The organism is Bradyrhizobium sp. KBS0727 (assembly GCF_005937885.2).
Taxonomy (GTDB): Bacteria; Pseudomonadota; Alphaproteobacteria; order Rhizobiales; family Xanthobacteraceae; genus Bradyrhizobium.
In genome coordinates, this window is record NZ_CP042176.1 from 1,468,513 (window position 1) to 1,486,928 (window position 18,416).

At 58.3% G+C, this 18,416-nt stretch carries 13 protein-coding genes; 9 read left to right on the forward strand and 4 right to left on the reverse strand.

Translation table 11 applies throughout. The features are described from left to right. Positions 1 to 126 precede the first annotated feature (126 nt). The 3 genes from FFI89_RS06955 to FFI89_RS06965 form a co-directional block, all read right to left on the reverse strand. Positions 127 to 2,034, reverse strand: a complete 1,908-nt coding sequence (locus FFI89_RS06955; protein ID WP_138834123.1) for an acyl-CoA synthetase — start codon at positions 2,032 to 2,034, stop codon at positions 127 to 129. A gap of 157 nt (positions 2,035 to 2,191) precedes the next feature. Further along, positions 2,192 to 3,664 (reverse strand): amidohydrolase family protein, encoded by a 1,473-nt coding sequence (locus tag FFI89_RS06960; RefSeq protein WP_138834126.1) that lies wholly within the window; start codon positions 3,662 to 3,664, stop codon positions 2,192 to 2,194. A 738-nt stretch (positions 3,665 to 4,402) separates the two neighbouring features. Beyond that, positions 4,403 to 4,849 carry a hypothetical protein gene (locus tag FFI89_RS06965; protein ID WP_138834128.1) on the reverse strand — a complete coding sequence of 149 codons (447 nt, stop codon included), beginning with the start codon at positions 4,847 to 4,849 and terminating at the stop codon, positions 4,403 to 4,405. Between the two features lie 249 nt (positions 4,850 to 5,098). Here FFI89_RS06965 and FFI89_RS06970 point away from each other — a divergent pair, with 249 nt between their 5' ends. From FFI89_RS06970 to FFI89_RS06980, 3 genes are all read left to right on the forward strand, one after another. Continuing rightward, on the forward strand, positions 5,099 to 5,569 hold the full coding sequence (locus tag FFI89_RS06970) for a hypothetical protein (protein ID WP_138834130.1): 471 nt from the start codon (positions 5,099 to 5,101) through the stop codon (positions 5,567 to 5,569). 56 nt (positions 5,570 to 5,625) lie between these two features. Next, a complete protein-coding gene (locus FFI89_RS06975; protein WP_138834132.1) occupies positions 5,626 to 5,970 on the forward strand; it encodes a hypothetical protein in 345 nt (114 codons plus the stop codon). Between the two features lie 556 nt (positions 5,971 to 6,526). Continuing rightward, positions 6,527 to 9,583, forward strand: coding sequence for a hypothetical protein (locus FFI89_RS06980; RefSeq protein ID WP_138834134.1), 3,057 nt, complete (start codon positions 6,527 to 6,529; stop codon positions 9,581 to 9,583). A 102-nt stretch (positions 9,584 to 9,685) separates the two neighbouring features. Here FFI89_RS06980 and FFI89_RS06985 read toward each other — a convergent pair whose 3' ends face one another. Then, entirely contained in the window at positions 9,686 to 12,070 is a 2,385-nt protein-coding gene (locus FFI89_RS06985) for a S8 family serine peptidase (RefSeq protein ID WP_138834136.1), read from the reverse strand. 485 nt (positions 12,071 to 12,555) lie between these two features. On the opposite strand from FFI89_RS06985, the gene FFI89_RS06990 reads away from it, so the two are divergent. The 6 genes from FFI89_RS06990 (at position 12,556) to FFI89_RS07015 (ending at position 18,240) form a co-directional block, all read left to right on the forward strand. Continuing rightward, on the forward strand, positions 12,556 to 14,235 hold the full coding sequence (locus FFI89_RS06990; RefSeq protein WP_371722499.1) for a type I secretion system permease/ATPase: 1,680 nt from the start codon (positions 12,556 to 12,558) through the stop codon (positions 14,233 to 14,235). 10 nt (positions 14,236 to 14,245) lie between these two features. Continuing rightward, positions 14,246 to 15,610, forward strand: coding sequence for an HlyD family type I secretion periplasmic adaptor subunit (locus tag FFI89_RS06995; protein WP_246669380.1), 1,365 nt, complete (start codon positions 14,246 to 14,248; stop codon positions 15,608 to 15,610). A 221-nt stretch (positions 15,611 to 15,831) separates the two neighbouring features. Further along, positions 15,832 to 16,497 (forward strand): type II toxin-antitoxin system HicB family antitoxin, encoded by a 666-nt coding sequence (locus tag FFI89_RS07000; protein WP_138834140.1) that lies wholly within the window; start codon positions 15,832 to 15,834, stop codon positions 16,495 to 16,497. A gap of 86 nt (positions 16,498 to 16,583) precedes the next feature. Continuing rightward, positions 16,584 to 17,051 carry a hypothetical protein gene (locus FFI89_RS07005; protein WP_138834142.1) on the forward strand — a complete coding sequence of 156 codons (468 nt, stop codon included), beginning with the start codon at positions 16,584 to 16,586 and terminating at the stop codon, positions 17,049 to 17,051. A gap of 295 nt (positions 17,052 to 17,346) precedes the next feature. Next, entirely contained in the window at positions 17,347 to 17,577 is a 231-nt protein-coding gene (locus FFI89_RS07010; RefSeq protein WP_138834144.1) for a hypothetical protein, read from the forward strand. 285 nt (positions 17,578 to 17,862) lie between these two features. Then, complete coding sequence (locus FFI89_RS07015; protein WP_138834146.1) at positions 17,863 to 18,240, forward strand: hypothetical protein; 378 nt, start codon at positions 17,863 to 17,865, stop codon at positions 18,238 to 18,240. The last annotated feature ends 176 nt before the right edge of the window (positions 18,241 to 18,416 follow it).

An 18,416-nucleotide genomic window follows, 5' to 3' on the forward strand; every position in this document is an offset into this window, starting at 1 on the left:
GACTTATTGCGCGGTAGGTCACGCCATTGGTTCGGCGCGTCCTGATTGAGGATATCGAAGTACCGCACAGAGGCGAGCCAACCAGCATGAATAACTGTCCACCCCACCTGAGGGCTTTGCTGTCTTCTAAATACAAACCACCTCGTGACGCATCACGAACGGGTCGAGCAGGCGGTGCACGTCGCCGGCGACTGCAGCGCGCTGATCTTCCGGGACGTGGGCGAGGGTGACGGTGGCTACGCTGCCGTGGCTGCCGTGCGGTCCCACTTCGACCTTGCAATCGATCCCTTGTTCGCGGATCGGAGCGAGAACGCCGGTGAAGACCCGCGTAGCTGCATCCCAGCGAAGCTGGGGCTTGAAGACCTTGCCGACGCCGGTGAGCGGCATGGGATCGATCGTAATGATCTGCGCCGGAATGGCGGCGCGCTCGGGCGTGCGCTCGCGGACCCAGGCCTCGATCTCGCCCGGCGCAACGTTCGCGCCCGGCTTCAACTGCACATACCCTACGGGCAATTCGCCGGCATATGCGTCGGGTTGACCGACAACGGCAGCCAGGCCGACGGCGGGATGCTGGAACATGATATCTTCGATGGGGCCGGGGTCGATGTTGTGTCCGCCGCGGATCACGAGATCCTTGGCGCGGCCGGTGATCCAGAGGAAGCCGGCCTTGTCCACGCGGCCGAGATCGCCGGAGTTGACCCAATGGCCGTCGACGAAGGCTCCATTGTTGTGGGCTTCGTTGAGATAGCCGCTGAAGACTCCCGGCCCGGCCATGGTTACGACGCCGATCTCGTCGACCGCGCAGTCGGATACCAAGCGACTGCTAGCGTCGAGCTTGACGATACGAACGCGGCTGTAAGGCAGGGGGAGGCCGACCGATCCGATGTGGATGGGCCGGTCCGGGTAGGCGATGGTGTGGACGCTCGAGGTCTCGGTCATGCCGTAGACTTCGAGGACCGGAAGCTTGAGCTTTTCCTGGATCGCGTTGCCGACCGCCACCGGGATCGCCGAACCGCCGCCAGCTGCAAATTTCAGGCTCGACAGGTCGGCTTTGCCGAGCGGGATGGCAAGCGCTGCCGCCAGAACGGTCGGCACGCTCGACAGCGCCTCGGGTTTGTAGCGTTCGACGAGGCCCCAAATATTCCGGATGGACGACGGATTGCGCCACCCGGCGGGCGACAGAACGACGAGGCAGCCGCCGGCCGAGAGCGTGGTCAGCACCTGCGTGAGCGAGCCGCCGACGTGAAAGAGCGGCATGCCGAAAAGCAGGTTTACTCCCGCTTTCGCTTTGAGCATCAGATTGACGGCCCAGGCTTGGTAGACCTGATTGCCGTGGGTGTGACGAACCAGTTTCGGCGTGCCGGTGGTGCCCCCGGTGTGGAAATAGGCGGCGATCTCGTCGGCGGAAATGTGCCTGCCGCTGACGAGCCCGTCCGACGGCTGCTCCATGATGAGATCATTGAACGAATAAACCCCGTTTGCGGGATCGCCGGGGCCCTGGACCACCACGGTCGCCTTGAGGTGCTTCAGCTTGCCGCGCACCTGCTCGACTTTCTGCCAGATGTCGGTCCCGGGCATGGGGCCGAGGGTCACCAGGACTTTGGTCTGCGCGGCCTCGAGGATTTCCTCGATTTGATGCGACTCCAGGAAGGGATTGACGGGATTGACGATGCCGGCGGCTTCGGCGCCGAACAGGGTGACAAAGGCCTCGGGCAAGAGCGGAAGCAGGAAGCTCACCACGTCGCCGCTGCCGACGCCGAGCGCATGGAACATGTTGGCGGCTTGCGTGACGCGGCTAACGAAATCGTGGTGGCTGATGACGATCGGCTGATCGGCCGGATCGGCATTGGGCAGGAACTGGATGGCAGGGGCATCCGGGTCGTGGGCCGCGCCGAGCTTGAGGGCGTCATAGGTGCTCGGCGCGGCAATGCGATCCGCGTAGGGGACCTGTTCGAAGGCACTCAGCTCGGCGTCCGTGGCGAAGCTCGGATATTCGTTGCCGATGAGGCGATCGAGCAAATGTATGCCTGCCATGGTCGGAATTCTCCTTGAGATTGGCTATCCACGCAAATTAGCCGGACCTTGGCAATGGATGGTTGAAGAAAGTGCGCCCGCACCGCGGGCCTGCACGAAGCGCAACTGGAAATTTGTCTCTTTTGTCCAGCATTTGTCTAGTGAATTTGTCTCGTGTTCATTTGAGCGCGAGCATGTTCTTGTAGATGCGACCATCCTTCATGATCAGCCTGAAATTCTTCCCGGGGTCAGCAACGAGATCAATGTTGATGGTCGGATCGCCGTCGACGAGCAGAATATCGGCGAATGCTCCATCTTCGATCACGCCGACCTTGCCGGGATAAGGATTCCGTGGCCCGGACATGGCGAGCAGTTCGGCATTTGTCCCGGTTGCTGTCTTCAGGGCGTCGGCGGCTGAATACCAGCGCTTCATCTTCGCGAGTTGAGCTCCCTGACGTGTCGCGAGCTTGGCATCGAAGAGCGTGTCCGTGCCCCAGGCGGTCTTTAGATTGTACTTCTTTGCCAGGCCGAACGCGGTATCGGTGCCGGCCGACATCTGCAGTTGCTTCGCGCGGTTCGGCGACCCTGCAGGAAACGGGATTGCGTCCTCGTCGTCGAGGAATGGCTGCGAGCTGAGCCAGATACCCTTATCCGCGATGATGCGTGCGGTTGCGTCGTCGATCAGTTGTCCGTGCTCGATGCAACGGACACCTCCCCGAATTGCTGTCTGGATTGCACGGGGAGTGTAGGCATGCACTGCGACATATGTGCCCCAGTTCTCGGCCGCATCCACCGCGGCCCGAAACTCGGCTTCCGTATATTGACTCACGTCGAGCGGGTCATAGTTTGACGAGACCCCGCCGCCTGCCGCGAGCTTCAGCTGAGTTGCCCCCAACATCAGCTGCTCGCGCGCACGCTTGAGAACTTCGTTGACGCCGTCGGCGATCGCGCTGCCACCCGCGGCTTCACTATGGCTTAGGGGAGCGTTGGGCGCGACGGGAATCTCGTAGCGCATGCGGAAGTCCGCGTGCCCACTCGTCTGGGAAATCATGGCGCCGGAAGGCCAGATGCGGGGTCCCGCGGTCAATCCAGCATCGATAGCGCGCTTGAGGCTGAAGCTCGGTCCTGCCATATCGCGGACGCTCGTGAAGCCTCGCATGAGGGTTTGCTCTGCCTGTTGGGCAGCAACGAGATTTATGTATCCCACCTCGGCGGTGAGAGCGTCGTTGATCGACATCGCGGCATACATGGCGTGCCAATGCGCGTCTATTAGGCCGGGCATCAGAACGCAGCCGGCGCCGTCGATGGATTGGATGCCAGCAGGGAGCGGCTTGTCGTGAGGTTCGACGGCCTTGATCTTGTTTGCCTCAACGACGACGCGAAGGCCAGTACGGAGCGCATTCGACGCCCCATCGAATATGCGGACGTTCGTAAACGCAAGGGGTGATGCCGGCGCATCCGGTATGCGCGCCAAGGCGGAGCTCGAGCCAAAAGCAGCAAAGGCGGCCGAACCCGCCAGAAACGAGCGGCGAGACATCTTCTGGGTCAGAGCCGCACTAAGTCGCGCAAAAGCTGGACTGTGACAGAGGCAACCAATTGTCGGCTCTACGGATTCGTTCGTGGGCGAATTGTCTTCCAGGCACTGAAACATACGATCCTCCCTTTGACATAGATCTAACGGGCTCTCTGGAGACACTGTTTTGACTTGGACTATCTTCTGATCGGGTCGGCCTTTCCTCCAGCGGAGACGCCTTTTCGTGGACTGTTGGCGCGCGCCATGGTGTTTTGTCGCTGTTCCACGAAGAGTCTCCGGAGGTCTGCCGCGAGAGAAAGGTGCAAACAGTCCGCGTTGGGGGTTATTTTGGGACGAGGTCGGACAATCGCAGTAGTCGCTGGGGGCATGCATCGCGGGTAACTACGTTCCAGCTTGGCTTTGTCCTTGATGACGCTGCGAGCGAACCGTGTGCGCTCATCGTTGTATTCCGATAGACCCTGAAGTAATCGCGATCATTCAGCACCTCACGCAACCGGTCGAGCACGGCCGCTTCGATCTTGTTTCGATTGACCATGCGGAAGTTTGTGCAAAGATCAGCAAGGCGCTGGATGAAATTGTGCGGAAGAAGTGATCAGTCAGCCAATCCTGGTTCCGGCATGGGAACACCGTATTTTTCCGGAATTCTCAAGCCAATGGAAAATAATATGCTTTGTTCTCGCCGGGGCTGAAATTTAATCCCGTACATATTTGTACCGGCAGGGGTCGCGCGAATGCGACCCTTTTTGATTCTGGTGCTCGTTGATTCTGGTGCTCGCGGAGAGTTACTTGACCAGCGTGCACTCCGGTCAGATCATCGATCGCGGGTGATCTGCGAGCCAGCCCGACGTCTTCGGATCAATTGGATTCGACCGGAGCAATAAGGTCCGTAATCCGAAGCAGGCCCTGACAAACCCGCCAAATGCTATTGGTGCCCAAAAAAAGTTCGGTCGCGTTGTTCATGTCGCCAAATTGCAGATGGTATCCGTTGGCGACAACGTTGATTGAAATACGAGCGCCTTGCGTCACGACGAGTTGGGTGCGCGCGCAATGGACGGCTTCGATCAACCGTCGACCGAATTCCCTTGCGTCTTCGAGGTCGATCGAGGCCAGCCGCGGCGGTGTACGTGATTGGTTGAAAGGATAAACCGCCTCGAGGAAGATTGTCCTTCCGTCGGACAGAAAAAGAAGTTGGCTGACCGACTTTCCTGCCGGGAAAAGAAACGACCTTTCGTCGAGATCGATTTTGATTTCGAATTTCGCCTTTAGCTCTGCGACAATCCGCGGAGTGAGGTTGATCGACATGGCTTTCACGTCCGCCGGAGTTCAGGATTTCGGAAATCGTAGAGTTTCTCGCCACCAAGGGCAACAATTGGTTCCGTATCGCATCGGCATAGATGGGCCGGTGTCCCGGCTGCTGGTCGACAAATTGGCAAAACCATTGGTGGTCGGGTATGGAGATCATCGTGGTCGGCATTGATTAGTGCCCCAAATAGGGTTGCTGGCGGGGCGGCGGCTGTTTGGAAACCAGTGGCGGGCTGAGGGGAATTACGGATGGCAATCAGGATCAGCGAAGTAAGATCGTCGAGGCTTTCCGACGATAATAAGGAAATCATCGTCGACAGCACCGGGAAATATACCGGGGATCTGGAGCTCAGGTTTGCGAGGGAATGTTTGGATCAGCTCCTTCAAATGCTGACGCAAGCCAAGGATACGCTCGAACCGTCGACCAAGTCGGCCTCCGTTCCAAGCACGGCCCAACCAGCTGTCGCGCCACCCAACGCGGAGTCGGTCGTTGCGCCGAAGGCCAATCCCGATGAAGTCAGATTTGAAATACCAAAGAATTTCACGGTAACCGCCGATACAAGCGGTCGTGGATTGGTGCTGATGATCATCAACCACCGGCTCGCGAACCAGAACGGCTACGCGTTCTCCCCGGATGCCGCCAAACAAGTAGCAGGCGGGTTGATAAAGAGCGCAGACGCGTCATTGGCGCTTAAGCAATCGGCAACACCAACAAATTAGCGACGGCGCTGGCAAATTCACGGCATTTATCGGCGGATTCAATTCAGGAAATTTCAATGACCCAAGCAATCACCCTCAACGCCAGTCTGAAATGGCCGGACGTCAAGGACGACTATGTTGTTCGATTTGAGGAGCATGTGGTTGGCCGGATAAGGCTCGGCGGCGAGCGCTACGGTGAGGGCAACACGTGGGAATGGAGTATCGACATCCCGATGGAGATGCCGGCCTGGGCAAGCGGTGTTGCCGAGGGCCGCGACGCTTGCATGAAGGATTTTACTGCTGCCTGGGGAAGGCTGTTGAAAGTCACCAGCCGGGAACGCCTGGAGCGGGCCTGGGAGCTCGATCGGGCTGTCGCGGCACGACACCAGCGGTTGGTGACGAGCCAGGCGGTCGCCAGCTAAAGTTGTCGGGCTTTATCTGAACATTGCGACCGATGCGGCCAACACAATCTCGCCGCAAATCAGCAAAGGCAGCAGCTCGGAGGGCCCCGATTAAGCGATTGTGATACGGCTAAATTCCCCGCGCCGGTCAACTGAATTGCCGCTCCCCTGATACCGAAGCGCTTCAAAATAGTTAGTTTTTTCAACTGTTTAGTTCGAAATTGCAGCGCGCCGGAAATCCTGTCGGATCGAAGTTCGCGCGCGTACATTCCATTCCAACGGCATGCAGAGCGGAAGTTGCAAAGTTAACATTGCGTTAATGGTAAAAAGTTGTCTAAAGTCGGGCTAATGGGTCGGCATTGTTAGTGCGCAGACACATCGGGTAGGGGCTAATTTGTTCAGGTTGCATCCAGGAGTTTGACATGCCGGCGCGCTCTCAGCGTATGCCGGTTTTTTGTTGTTCGCATCAAAGCGACGAAACGATTTTGCGCTCGAAGAAAGCAGCCTGCGTTCTTGGACGCCAACTTTTAGCTGACGCTTGCTGATTTTGACTTTTTGATTTCAGAAGGAATTGATTATGGCCACGTACAAATATGACTCATCGACGGGCACATACATTCTGATCGATGACTCGTCGCTCCTCTCGGATCCTTCACTAGCCAACACATCTGTGAGTACTGATCTCCCGGACTATGCGCCGGGATCGACCGCGGCGTTCACTGCCAATGTCGGTGTCGGTGACACGGTTACGTTCAATGTCGCCGACGTGGCTGGCTTGGCGGTGTCGGGCACCAACACGCCATGGACCATCACCGATGGCGGCATGGGTGACCTCGATGGCGTGGCGAATGGCGTGATCCAGACGAGCTGGGCCGTCGGGCAGGATGCGGCTGGCGAGGCATTTGTGCTGAGCGCAACGGATCAGACGGCCGGCGTCATGGTGACAACGGCCTTCACCGATTCTGCTCCTCACACACCCGTGCCGGCAGTTGTTCCGGGAACATTGACCAATGGGATCGTTTTTCTAACCGGTGATATCAACACCGCAACAGGCACCGGTATCTTCCCCTCCTTCGTGCAGTTACAGGGTGACAAGCAAAGCGGCGGGACCAGCTATAATAACGATGGTCTCTCATCAACCGAAGAAGGTTTTAACACCCTCAACCCTCCAATTGAGGATAGCGGCAGCTCCGCCGTGCACAATCATCCGTTGCTGTTCTCGGCTGTCCCAACGGTAGTAGTGGGTGGAGTCACTTATCGCGAGTTCCGTCTCGATTTGAATGACCAGGGGACCACGATCAACCTCGACTCCCTTAAAATCTATAAGGCAGCGACTGGTGATCTCACCTCGCTTTCCGGCGCCACCGAACTTTACAATATGGACGGCGGGGCCGATGGCAAAACCGGGGGCGTCGGCGACGTCGATGTGTCCGTTGTTCTCACGGCGTGGGCCTCGGGCAGCGGCCATAGCGATTACAAGGTGCTGATCCCCGACACCTATTTCACAGGCACGAATGGGGGCGATTTCATCTATCTTTATTCGGCGTTTTCTGACGCCAATTCGGGATTCGAGGAATGGTCGGTAGGCCCGACAAGCCCGACAACGCCAGGCTCCACGCCGGATGCGGTAGTGGGCATCGACAAGCAAATCTCCGTCGATGGAACCAATTGGCTCGACGTTGGCGCCTACAACACTATCGATGGCAGCGCGACGGCCCCTACTCTGTTGGCTGGGTCTACCGTTTATTACCAGGTGCTCTTGACCAACAACACTACTCCGAATGCGGGGAATCCTGATCCGCTGATGACGCTAACGACCCTGTCGGACGTGAACGGGCCCACGCTGACGGCAAAACTGGACGGCAGCGGCCACAATGTTGGTGATGCAAATCACGATGGGAACTGGGACGTTGGCGAGACGTGGGTCTACACCGGCTCGACCTCCGCCGTTAACGGTCTGCAAATCGACACCGCGACCGCCAACGTGACGGTCACTGGGACTGGCGGAACCACTAGTGGTGTAGACGATGACAAGGCCAACTACATCGGTGTGACACCAAAGATCCATATCGACAAAGTGACGGTTGACGGCACGCTGGATGCGAACGGAAACCTCGAGTTGGTGGGCGGTAAGGGCGCCGTCGGCGACAATCTGACAATCATCCAGGGAGAGTCGATCATCTGGGAGTACAAGGTCACAAACCCTGGTGATGTCGCGCTCTCAAACGTGACCGTGACAGACAATCAGGGCGTGACTCCGACCAGTCTGCTGAACGGTGACGGCTTTAATGTTGGCGATCTCAACGAGGACGGCAAACTCGACACCAACGAGACCTGGATTTACACGGCCGCCGGCACAGCCATCGACGGTGTTTATACCAACACGGGGACCGCGAGCGGCTCCTTCACCGACGATGCGAACCACACCGCGACACCGACAGCCAGCGACGGCTCCGGTTATACCGGCGTTCATCCCGCCATCCATATCGACAAGGTGACGACCGGCGTCGACTCTGCAACGGTCGTGAACAACGTCATTACTCCCCATTATGCAACAGGAGATGGTCTCAGCTTCCTGGCCGGTTATGGCGTTACCTGGACATACACGGTCACCAATGCCGGCGACGTTTCGCTCTCGAACATCGGCGTGACGGACAATCAGCCGGGAGTGACCCCCACAGGGGTGCTGCAGGCAGATCACATTCACAACCTCGGGGATATCAACGACAACGGCTTGCTGGATGTCGGCGAAAGCTGGACGTTCACGGCTTCCGGAACCTCTGTTCTCGGAAGCTACAGCAATGTCGGAACGGCAAGCGGTTCGTTCACTGACACGGCTCTCCACTCAGTCACGCCAACCGCGACCGATGGTTCGAGCTACACCGGCACCTTCATCGAGCAGGGCGGCACCCTGACCCAGGGCTTCTGGGGTAGCCATGCGGACGCCTGGGATGGCGTCACCGGCCACGAAAGCAATCCGACCAAGAGCGCCTTTGGCAGCGGTGTACTGTCCGCCCTGGATATCAACCCGCGGCACGATGGTAACCTTTTGCTCGGCGACGCCAACCATAATGGCGTTGCGGACGATGCCCACGATTTGCTGATTTCGGATTCTCTGGCGGCGTCGATTCTGTCTTCCAGCACGACCGGCGACGCCCGCATCATTATGCTGCAGCAGACCATCGCAGCGCAGCTCAACATCGATAACGGCAAGGCGGAGCCGTTCAATATCATCGACGAAGCCGTGATGTGGTTGACCGGCAAGGGCGCGTGGAGCGGCAACGGGTTTTCCGTCGATGCAGACAGTAATGGCGTTATCGACACGTCGGCCGGCAAGCTCGCAGGCGTGGCCGTAGCCACAAGCGGAAACGCCTGGCAGAAATATGTTGACGTTACCGACCCGGTTTCAATCATCGATTGGAATAGTGGTAAGGAAGCGGATGGCGAAGGACTCAAGAACGCGCTGATGTGGTGGAACGACGGCCATCTCGTGACTAGTGCGTCCGGCCAGGTGGCCTATGATCCTGACGGGCTCGGCGCTGGTGGCGTGAATCCAGCTACCATCCAGGTAAATACGCTCGACCAGTTCTGGCTTACGCTGCATCAGCAAACCGGATTGACCGGGATCGCCTGATTTTTGGATCACCGTGCTAGATGATGCCCCGCGACAGTCACGCTGCCGCGGGGTTTGTTGTCGTGACCTACCTGCGACGACCCTGTCGACCGATCGAAGCGATCACGCCGTCAGGGTCCAGGTACTGGTACCGAGATGGAGCAAGTTCGGTGCGACACCGAGCACGTCAACGACCATCGCCGACGGCTGGCCATTGTGCGGGTCGATCGCGACGTCGGTGCCTCCATTGCCGTCGGTCAGCAGATTGAGCCATCCGTCGGCGATCGGGTTGGCTCCGGTATATCCGACCGTCGCAAGTAGCTGATGGAAGTCGATGACGTCCTGGCCAGTGGCAAAGTCGCGGATCTGGGCGAGCGCGGTGTTCATGAAGTTGAACACGAAGGTGTCGCTGCCGGGTCCGCCGTAGAGGATGTCTGCACCGTGTCCGGCGACGATTGTATCGTTGCCGCGCCCACCCTGAATGGTGTCGCCGGCGTCGTTGGCGATAATCGTATCGTTGCCGTCGCCGGCCCAGACCGCCTTGATGACGGTGCCCGTTCCGATCTGAAGGGTCTTGCCGGCAACGGTGTCGAGTGCACCAGAATGCAGGTCGAGATATGAAGCCGTGGTCACTGCGGCGGTGTTGATGGTCGCTGAGCCGCTGCTGTCATTCAGGATCGTGCGACTTGCACCAGACGCGGTCGCAAATTCGTCGGTATAAACATAGGTTGCAGGCGTCGAGGGTGCATCGCCAAGCGCCGTTAGCGTCCAGCTGTTGAGTGTTCCGACATTGCCTGTGACATTGTCGGTCACGGTCAACGTCCAATTGCCTTTGGCGTCCTCTCCCCAAAAATCATTGGCTGTGGTCTCAAACACGATCCCGCTGCCGGTGCCGCTTGCGGGATGGTTGACGAGTACGGCACTGGTCCCGTCGGGCGATGTAAGTGTAACCGTAAGGTCGCTGACATGCGGATGCGTGATGTTGAGGTCGACCACGACCTTATCGAGACGTTCCGATGAAGCTAACGTGATCGTACTTTGTAGGCTGCCCGTATCGTCGGGTATTGCAAGGTTGTCGGTGTGACTGACGGTCTGCGTGGACATGTCGGCATAAGTCGACTGCTTCTGCCAACTCTCAGCCAACCTTACGGCAGCCGTCGCATCGACCAGACCAAAACCGAAGTCGTTGCTGAAATGGAGGCCGCCGCCGTTCCAGTCGTGAGAGCCGTTGGTTTGCCAGCCGGCGTTGGTGGGGTCGGTCTGCTTCGCCGAATAGGCAAGGATTTCCTGGACGTCGCGGTAGCCAAGGTTCGGATTGGCCTGAAGCATTAGTGCGATGATTCCGGACACCGCGGGAGCGGCATAGGACGTCCCGGACATCGTCGTATAGTCGCCACTGGAATAGCCGGATGTGCCAAGACGGTCGTCCGTGATTTCGCCATAGCCCGGCGCTGAAACCAGCAACGCGGCTCCGGGACTGCTGAAGGAGGTGATATGTCCCGTGCCGTCGGTTGCTGCGACCGTAATCACGAAGGGATCGTTTTGGTAGTTGTGATAATTTACGTTGTCGCCGGAGGAGCGCGCATTTCCGGCAGCGAAGACGATGTTAATACCAAGTCCGCCGCGGCCATTGGCGACGTCGTTCTGGATCGCCGTTTTCGAAGCGGACCACGAGGAAAAGAAATTGTCCTGATATGCGGTAGAATAGCCCCAACTCGCGTTTGCAACATCCATCCCGCTTGTGGCGAGATGGTTCAATGCGTCGGCTATCTGGCTCGCGCTGCCCGTCGAACCATACGCTATCCGGAAGCCCGCGATGCTTGCGTTGTATGCAACACCCACATTGCCCGCGCCATTACGTGCAGCCGCCAGCACGCCGGCAACCGTCGTGCCATGCCAGTCGTAGGCTGTATTGCCGTACGCTGTGCCGTCGGCCGTCACCGCGTCGTAATCGAGGTTGAGCAGATAGTGCGGGCTAAGGTCTGGATGGTTATAGTCGATGCCATCGTCGACGATGCCGACCTTGATGCCTAGTCCGGTATAATTTTGCCAGGCTTTCATCACGTTGATTCCAGCCGCGGCGCTGGTCATTTCCCATTCTTGATTGAAATTGGTGTCGGTCGGCGTTCCCGTATCCCCAGTCGGCGGATTGAGGGTTCGCCAGGTAATCGGAATCGTCGGAAAGCTCGATGCCGTGCCCGTACCGCCGGTCGAGCCACCACTCGTTGTCCCGCCGCCAGTAGAGCCGCCGCTGCCACTCGTCGTGCCACCGCCTGTGGTTTTCTTTCCGCCGGCCGCCGCTGCGTCAGGGCCCTCCGAGGCGGTGTCACTGGTCAGCCCGTCGGCGAAAACGGGGGCAACATATAAGTCGTCGCCTGCAGGCGAAACCGGTGCGCCGATTGCCGACACGACGATTGAGTTCCAATCGCCGGCGCTTGCGTCCGTTCCAAATGGGTCGTTACCGGATTGCCCGAAACTGAAATGGTCGGCGAAGCCACGCTTTTGCATTTAGCCTCCTCGCCGGCTGAGGCGCCGGACAGCGCGCCGCAATTGGCGCATCGACGCTGCTTAGGAGGAGCGGGGGCTCTTAAGGACAAGTAAAAATGGGAACTTGGAAAGTAACGATGCTTATTTCTGGCTAGTAATTACTTGAACAGTCTATTCATAAAGGAAAATATACTTCTGCTGAAATCGGTGTGATTTTAGCAAAAATCGTTCCGTCGATGGACAAATCCCGTCCCAGAACGCAAGCTCCCGCTCGAGGCCGGTACAAATGCGGGGGATTGCCGGACGCCGGCTTCTCGGAAGAAAACAGGCGTGTTAAACATTGTTATAGATAAAGCAAAAATCCTAATCAGTAACTGCTACACATTGGATGTGGCTGCGGGTGCAGTATTTCGAGTGAATTGCGCGACAGGCTATTAATGTAGAGGGGCGGGTTTCCGCCAGATTGTGTGATTAATCCTCATAAGAAGCCGGACGAACTCAGCCTTTTGTTGCGGAGTTGCAGTCGGTATTTCCTCACGGCAGCGATCTTTAGCGGCGCGATCAACCTGCTTTATCTGGCAGGCCCGCTCTACATGTTGCAGGTCTATGACCGGGTGATCTCGAGCGCCAGCGAGGTCACGCTGGTGATGCTGACGATTGCGTTGCTGCTGGCCTATATCGCGCTGGCAGGGCTCGACGCCGTTCGTGCCAAGGTTTTGACGCGCGCCAGCATTCGTCTGGATCAGAGGATTGCGGCCCGAGTCATGACCGCGATCATCGATCGCTCGGCAAATTTTGGAGGGGCTCGAAGCCAGCTGCTGCGGGACTTTGATACGTTTCGCCAGTTCATTACCGGTGCCGGTATTCATGCCATCTTTGATCTGCCCTGGGCGCCGATCTATATTCTGGTGATTTTTGCCTTGCACCCGTTTCTTGGCGCATTTGCGCTGGGGTGCTCCGTTGTACTCGTCCTGATGGCGCTCCTCAACGAGCGGATCGTCAAGCCGCCGCTCACGGAATCAGGCGAGGCGGCATCGCGCAACTACAGCTTCACCGAAATGAGCCTGCGCAACACCGAAGTGGTGCGCGCCATGGGTATGACGTCAGGGCTTCTCAAGCGATGGGGCCGCGACCGTAACCGCATGCTTGATCGGCAGGTGGCTGCGAGTGACCGTGCTGCCACCATGCAGAGCATTATCCGCTTTCTGCGCTTGACCATGCAGTCGCTGATTCTGGGCCTTGGCGCCTATCTGGTGATCGAGCGGCTGGCGACGGTCGGCGCGATGTTTGCCGCCAGCATTCTGCTCGGTCGGGCGCTGCAGCCGGTTGAGCAGATTGTCGGGTCCTGGCGTAATCTGGTTTCGGCCAGGGCCGCGTTCTTACGCGTTCGCGAGCTGTTGGCGGCCAATCCTCCTCATGAAACGGGATTGAAGCTGCCGCGGCCCAAGGGGCGTCTTTCCGTCGAGGGCCTGACCTTTGTGGCTCCCATCAACCCCAGGCCGATCCTGCGTGGCGTAACGTTCGATATCGAACCCGGCGAAGTGCTGGGCATTATCGGTCCGTCAGGCGCGGGTAAATCAACACTCGCGCGTCACATCGTCGGCGTGCTTAAGCCGAGCGCAGGTGCCGTTCGACTTGACGGGGCGGATGTCGCGGTCTGGACCAAGTCTTCGCTTGGCCAGTATCTTGGTTATCTTCCGCAGGATATCGAGTTGTTCGCTGATACTGTCGCTGCCAATATCAGCCGATTTCAGGATGGCGAGGACAAGGAAGCCATACTGGCCGCGCAGATGGCCGGCGTGCACGAGATGATCCTTCGGCTGGCCAACGGTTACGACACCCAGGTCGGGGAGGGCGGCGCCATTCTGTCCGGGGGCTACCGCCAGCGGATCGGTCTGGCGCGGGCGGTCTACGGCAATCCCAGCCTGGTCGTGCTCGATGAGCCGAGCTCAAATCTGGATTCCGATGGCGATGCCGCGCTGGCCGACTGCATCCTGCAGCTCAAGAAGCGCGGAACAACCGTGGTGATCATTTCACATCGACCGAGCACGATTGGCGTGGTCGACAAGATCCTGGTTCTGAGGGACGGCATCGCCGAGATGTTCGGGCCACGCAACGAAATCATGTCCCGTCTCACAAGGGCTGTGCCCGTGCCGGTGCACGCGGTCCAGGGAACGGCGAGCTAGGAACCAGGCCATGGCGCTTTTGGATACTGCAAGCCGGGTGATGCGGCCGGTCTTTAACTTCACCGATGTAAAGCCGGTCACAGCGGACGGAGCTCCCAGCGATTCCATCAGGAAAGTTGCGCTCGCCGGCTGGGCGATCATCGCAGTCTTTTTCGGTGGCATCGGTGCCTGGGCCATGACGGCCCCACTCAACGGGGCGGTGGTCGGCAACGCCGTGATCAAGATTGATGGCAACCGCAAGAGCGTCCAGCACCTCGACGGCGGCATCGTCAAGGAGATGCACATCAAGGAAGGCGACAGGGTCAATGTCGGTGACGTCCTTATCGTGCTCGATGAAACCCAGGCGCGGGCCGAATACGAAGTGCTGTCGCAGCAATATATGGTGCTTCGGGCTACCGAAGTGCGCCTGCTGACTGAACTGGATCATGGGTCAACGCTGGTGATGCCGGCGGACCTGAAGACCCAGGACAGCTATTTCAAGAGCGTCTGGAACGGCCAACTCAGCCAGTTCGAAAGCCGTCGCGCTGCACTGGAAGGCCAGCGGTCCGTCATCCGGGAGAAGATCAACCAGCTGATGTCGCAGATCGTCGGCTCCGAGGCGCAGGTCAAGTCGTTCACGGACCAGATCTCATCGGTCCGCGCGGAGGCCAAGGACATCGCGCCGCTGGTTGAGCGCGGACTGATCGCACGCCCGCGGATCCTGCAGCTGGAGCGGACGGCTTTTGGCCTTGAAGGCCAGATCGCCGACGCCAGCGCCAATATCGCAAAAGCCCGCCAGGCCATTGCGGAACAGCAACAGCAAATCGCCCAGCTCGACAACGATCGAATGGCCGATATCACCAAGGATCTGCGCGACACCCAGGCCAAGATGCTGGAGGTAATTCCGAAGGCGATGAACGCCAAGGCAGTGCTCGGCCGCATGGAAATCCGCGCGCCCTATTCCGGGCGCGTGGTGGCCTTGACGGTATTTTCGGTTGGTGGCGTCATTCAGCGGGGCGAGAAGATCCTCGACATCGTGCCCGATCAGGACTCCCTCACGATCGAGGCACAAATCGCCGTCGAGGACATCAGTGACATCAGGCCGAACATGCGGGCCGAGGTGCATCTGACGGCCTACAAGCAGCGCATCGTCCCGATCATTCATGGCGATGTAATCCAGATATCGGCCGACCGTCTGACGGACCCGAAGACCAATAATCCGTATTACATTGCCTTTGTCCGGATTGATCAGGCCGAGCTGGAGGCGATGCCCAACATCAAGCTCTATCCCGGCATGCCTGCAACCGTGATGATCCCGACGATCCAGCGCACGGCGTTCGATTATATCGTTGGACCATTGGTGATGTCATTCAATCATTCCTTCCGCCAAAAATGAACCGTCTGGCCGTGGATCGCAATTTCGCTCACTTGAGCCGGTAACGACCGCGGCGTTCCCATGGCAGGTTTTGTCGTATTTTGTCACGCGACGCCGATTCGATGGCGTCGTCTTGCGTCGGCTCGAAATGGTGTATGCAGCCGAGATTACCAACGGTCGGAATCGTGGATTAATCCGTCCGGAATGGCACTCATCACCTTTCCTCTGCGGCGAACCTAATCATGGCGGTCTTTATCGCGGTCATCAAAAGAGACGGTGAGGCCACTTACACGGCATCGTTTCCCGATTTTCCGGGGCTTGCGGTGGACGAGCCGACCCTCGACCGATTGCTGGCAAAAGCCGGCGAGGTGCTGGCGCTGCATATCGAAAGATTGCTGGAGGCCCACCGGGCCATAGCCGTTCCGACGCCTGCCGACGCCATCGAGCGAGGTGATGCATTGCTCCTGGCGGCCGTGCATGTGCCCGACGATATCGGGATGGCACATGTTGAGCTTGCGCTCCCGGCGCTTTCGCTGGCCCGGATTGATTCTGTTGCCCGCAGGCTTGGGCTAACTCGTTCGGCCCTGTTCGTTCAGGCCGTCAATCGCTTGGAGATCGAGACGGCCGTTCCGCGCGACAGACGGGCGGCGGGCCCCGATGGTCCCACACTGTTTGATTTTGTGACGCCGCTGCAATTGAGGGTTGAGGCATCCGCGACGGCCTATCCGCCGCTTCCTGCAGTGAACCCCCAAGCAGTGAACCCCCAAGCCGCGGAAGAGGGCGCCACGGCGCAAGTTAGCCTCGTTGATATTGAGGCCGAGCTGGAGCGATTGATCGAAGAATCGTCCGCGCCGAAGCCCGATGCTGCGATTGAGGGCCGGCCGGTCAAAGAAGCGAAAGGCGAATAGTCAAAAAGCATGTTCGCAGCCTGCGAAGTGAATGGGTTGACGGGGTTCTCGCCCGGATTGGAAAGCCTTTCATCTCGGGGCGCTGCGTGCGATCGCTTGTTGCTCTCGGGTTCGTTGCCGCATTGACGGGCTGCGGGATCTCCCGCCAGGTGGAACAGGAGGGCACCGAGTCGGCGGCGCTGAACTTGAACCAAGCGCTCGCCGAGTGCCGCAATGGGTATCCGGACCAGATTACCCAGGCCGTCGCTCGTGCGACTTGCGTAATCAAAGCAACAGAGCCGCTGCGGCCGCTATTGCCATTTCCAGAACTGCTCGATCGGGAAAACGACTTGCGAAAATCGCTGGCGGCGCAGGTCCAAAGCGGTAGCATGTCGCTTCTGGAGCGGAACCTCCAGATGACCAAATTCCACGCCAGTCTGCTCGTAGAGGAAAACAGTCGGTTGAAGGAAAAACCCACTGAAGTTGCGCCAGCTGTATTGGGCGCGACGCAATGGCGGTTGTCCAACTCTGACGGCTGTACATCACTGGGCGGGAATACCGCGAACTGCTTTTGATTTTGGCCGCGGCCCTGTTTGAAGCTATCGACCAGAGGGAAAATGTGATGGAGCTTACCGTCACGCCCTGTGTTGAAGATGCGAAGGCAGGGCCGATTTTAGCATCGATGGCTGCACGCTGATTTTGCGCGACCTGCCCAGCCAACAGACGCTAGTACATTTCAGAACCGGCTTGCTGCGAACGGCAACCTTCGACGCGCCGACCGATCATAATGCTGTTGGTCGGCGTTGCAGATTTCGGAAAACAAGAGTTCAATGACCCGCTAGCGCATTCTTTAGCGTGGAGCAGGTAATTATGAGCAAAGCGATTGAACACATCGTTGCGGGATATTCGACCCTTAAAAATCGAGAGGCCTTAGAGGAAATACGGGACCATCGCCGGCGGCTACTGATGAAAAATCGGATGAGCGCTGCTAATTCCGGCTTTAACCTGGATCGGATCGCCAGCGATCTTCAGGAAGAGATAAGCATCGTCGAGGCTGCGTTATCAAGATTTCAGGATCGAGGATCCAATGAGCTTGGCTGAGCAATCGCTGCCAAGTTAGACGACGGTTTGCTATTCCCAATGAGAATTCGTCAATCAGGCAGCTTTTGATGCCATTGCAGATGGAGGCGTCGGTCAGCCTTGCGGCGATGTGCCACTCGCCAGTGGAAAACCCAACTGCGTGTTTCTTCAAGACCTTGATGATCTGCCTTTTTGCGAACCTGCCCTTACGCGTGGTCTAGCTCCTCGGTGGAAAACGGGATCCTGATTTAGAATCGAGGGCACCTCAGCAGAGCAGGTCACGCGTGCTATCTAATTGAAGCAGAAGTGAAATCGAACGAAGTTGTGCCCGAGGTTTTTTGCTCGCGATGGGATCGCGGCGTGACTTCCCATACCGGCATGCTGCGCGGGACTCGGGATTCGATTGAGCAGACAAGTTTTGCTTGTGGAGCGGTTGCGATGGTGTCATATTTGTTTCAACAAATTTCTGCAGGCTGCGCGGCAATTACTCCCGCGAAACTCCTTTCTGGTAGGGAGGCTGCATTGGAAGCTTTTTCTTTTTATAAAAATTTTCCGTGTTGGCGTTCAGCTAATTTTCGGCTCGCTGATTTTCAGTTTGTTGTTTCTCGAATTCCGAATTCGTTGCCAGGCGGCTTCGCCGCCAACAGAACCCCACGAACCTTCCTGCACTCGCCTCGCTCTTGACGTCCGGTCCCAGGGGCTCGTTGAGCCCGTGGCCCGTTGTTGTTGCCTTTTTTGAGTTGTTTGCACGCCGTTAGATTTTGAAAGTCCATTCAGGGGGCATTCCCATGGGGAAGGCTTGGCGCTGGGGTAAGTATTCATTCAAGCGAACCGGCTTGGATGCGGTGCTCGATAAGGTC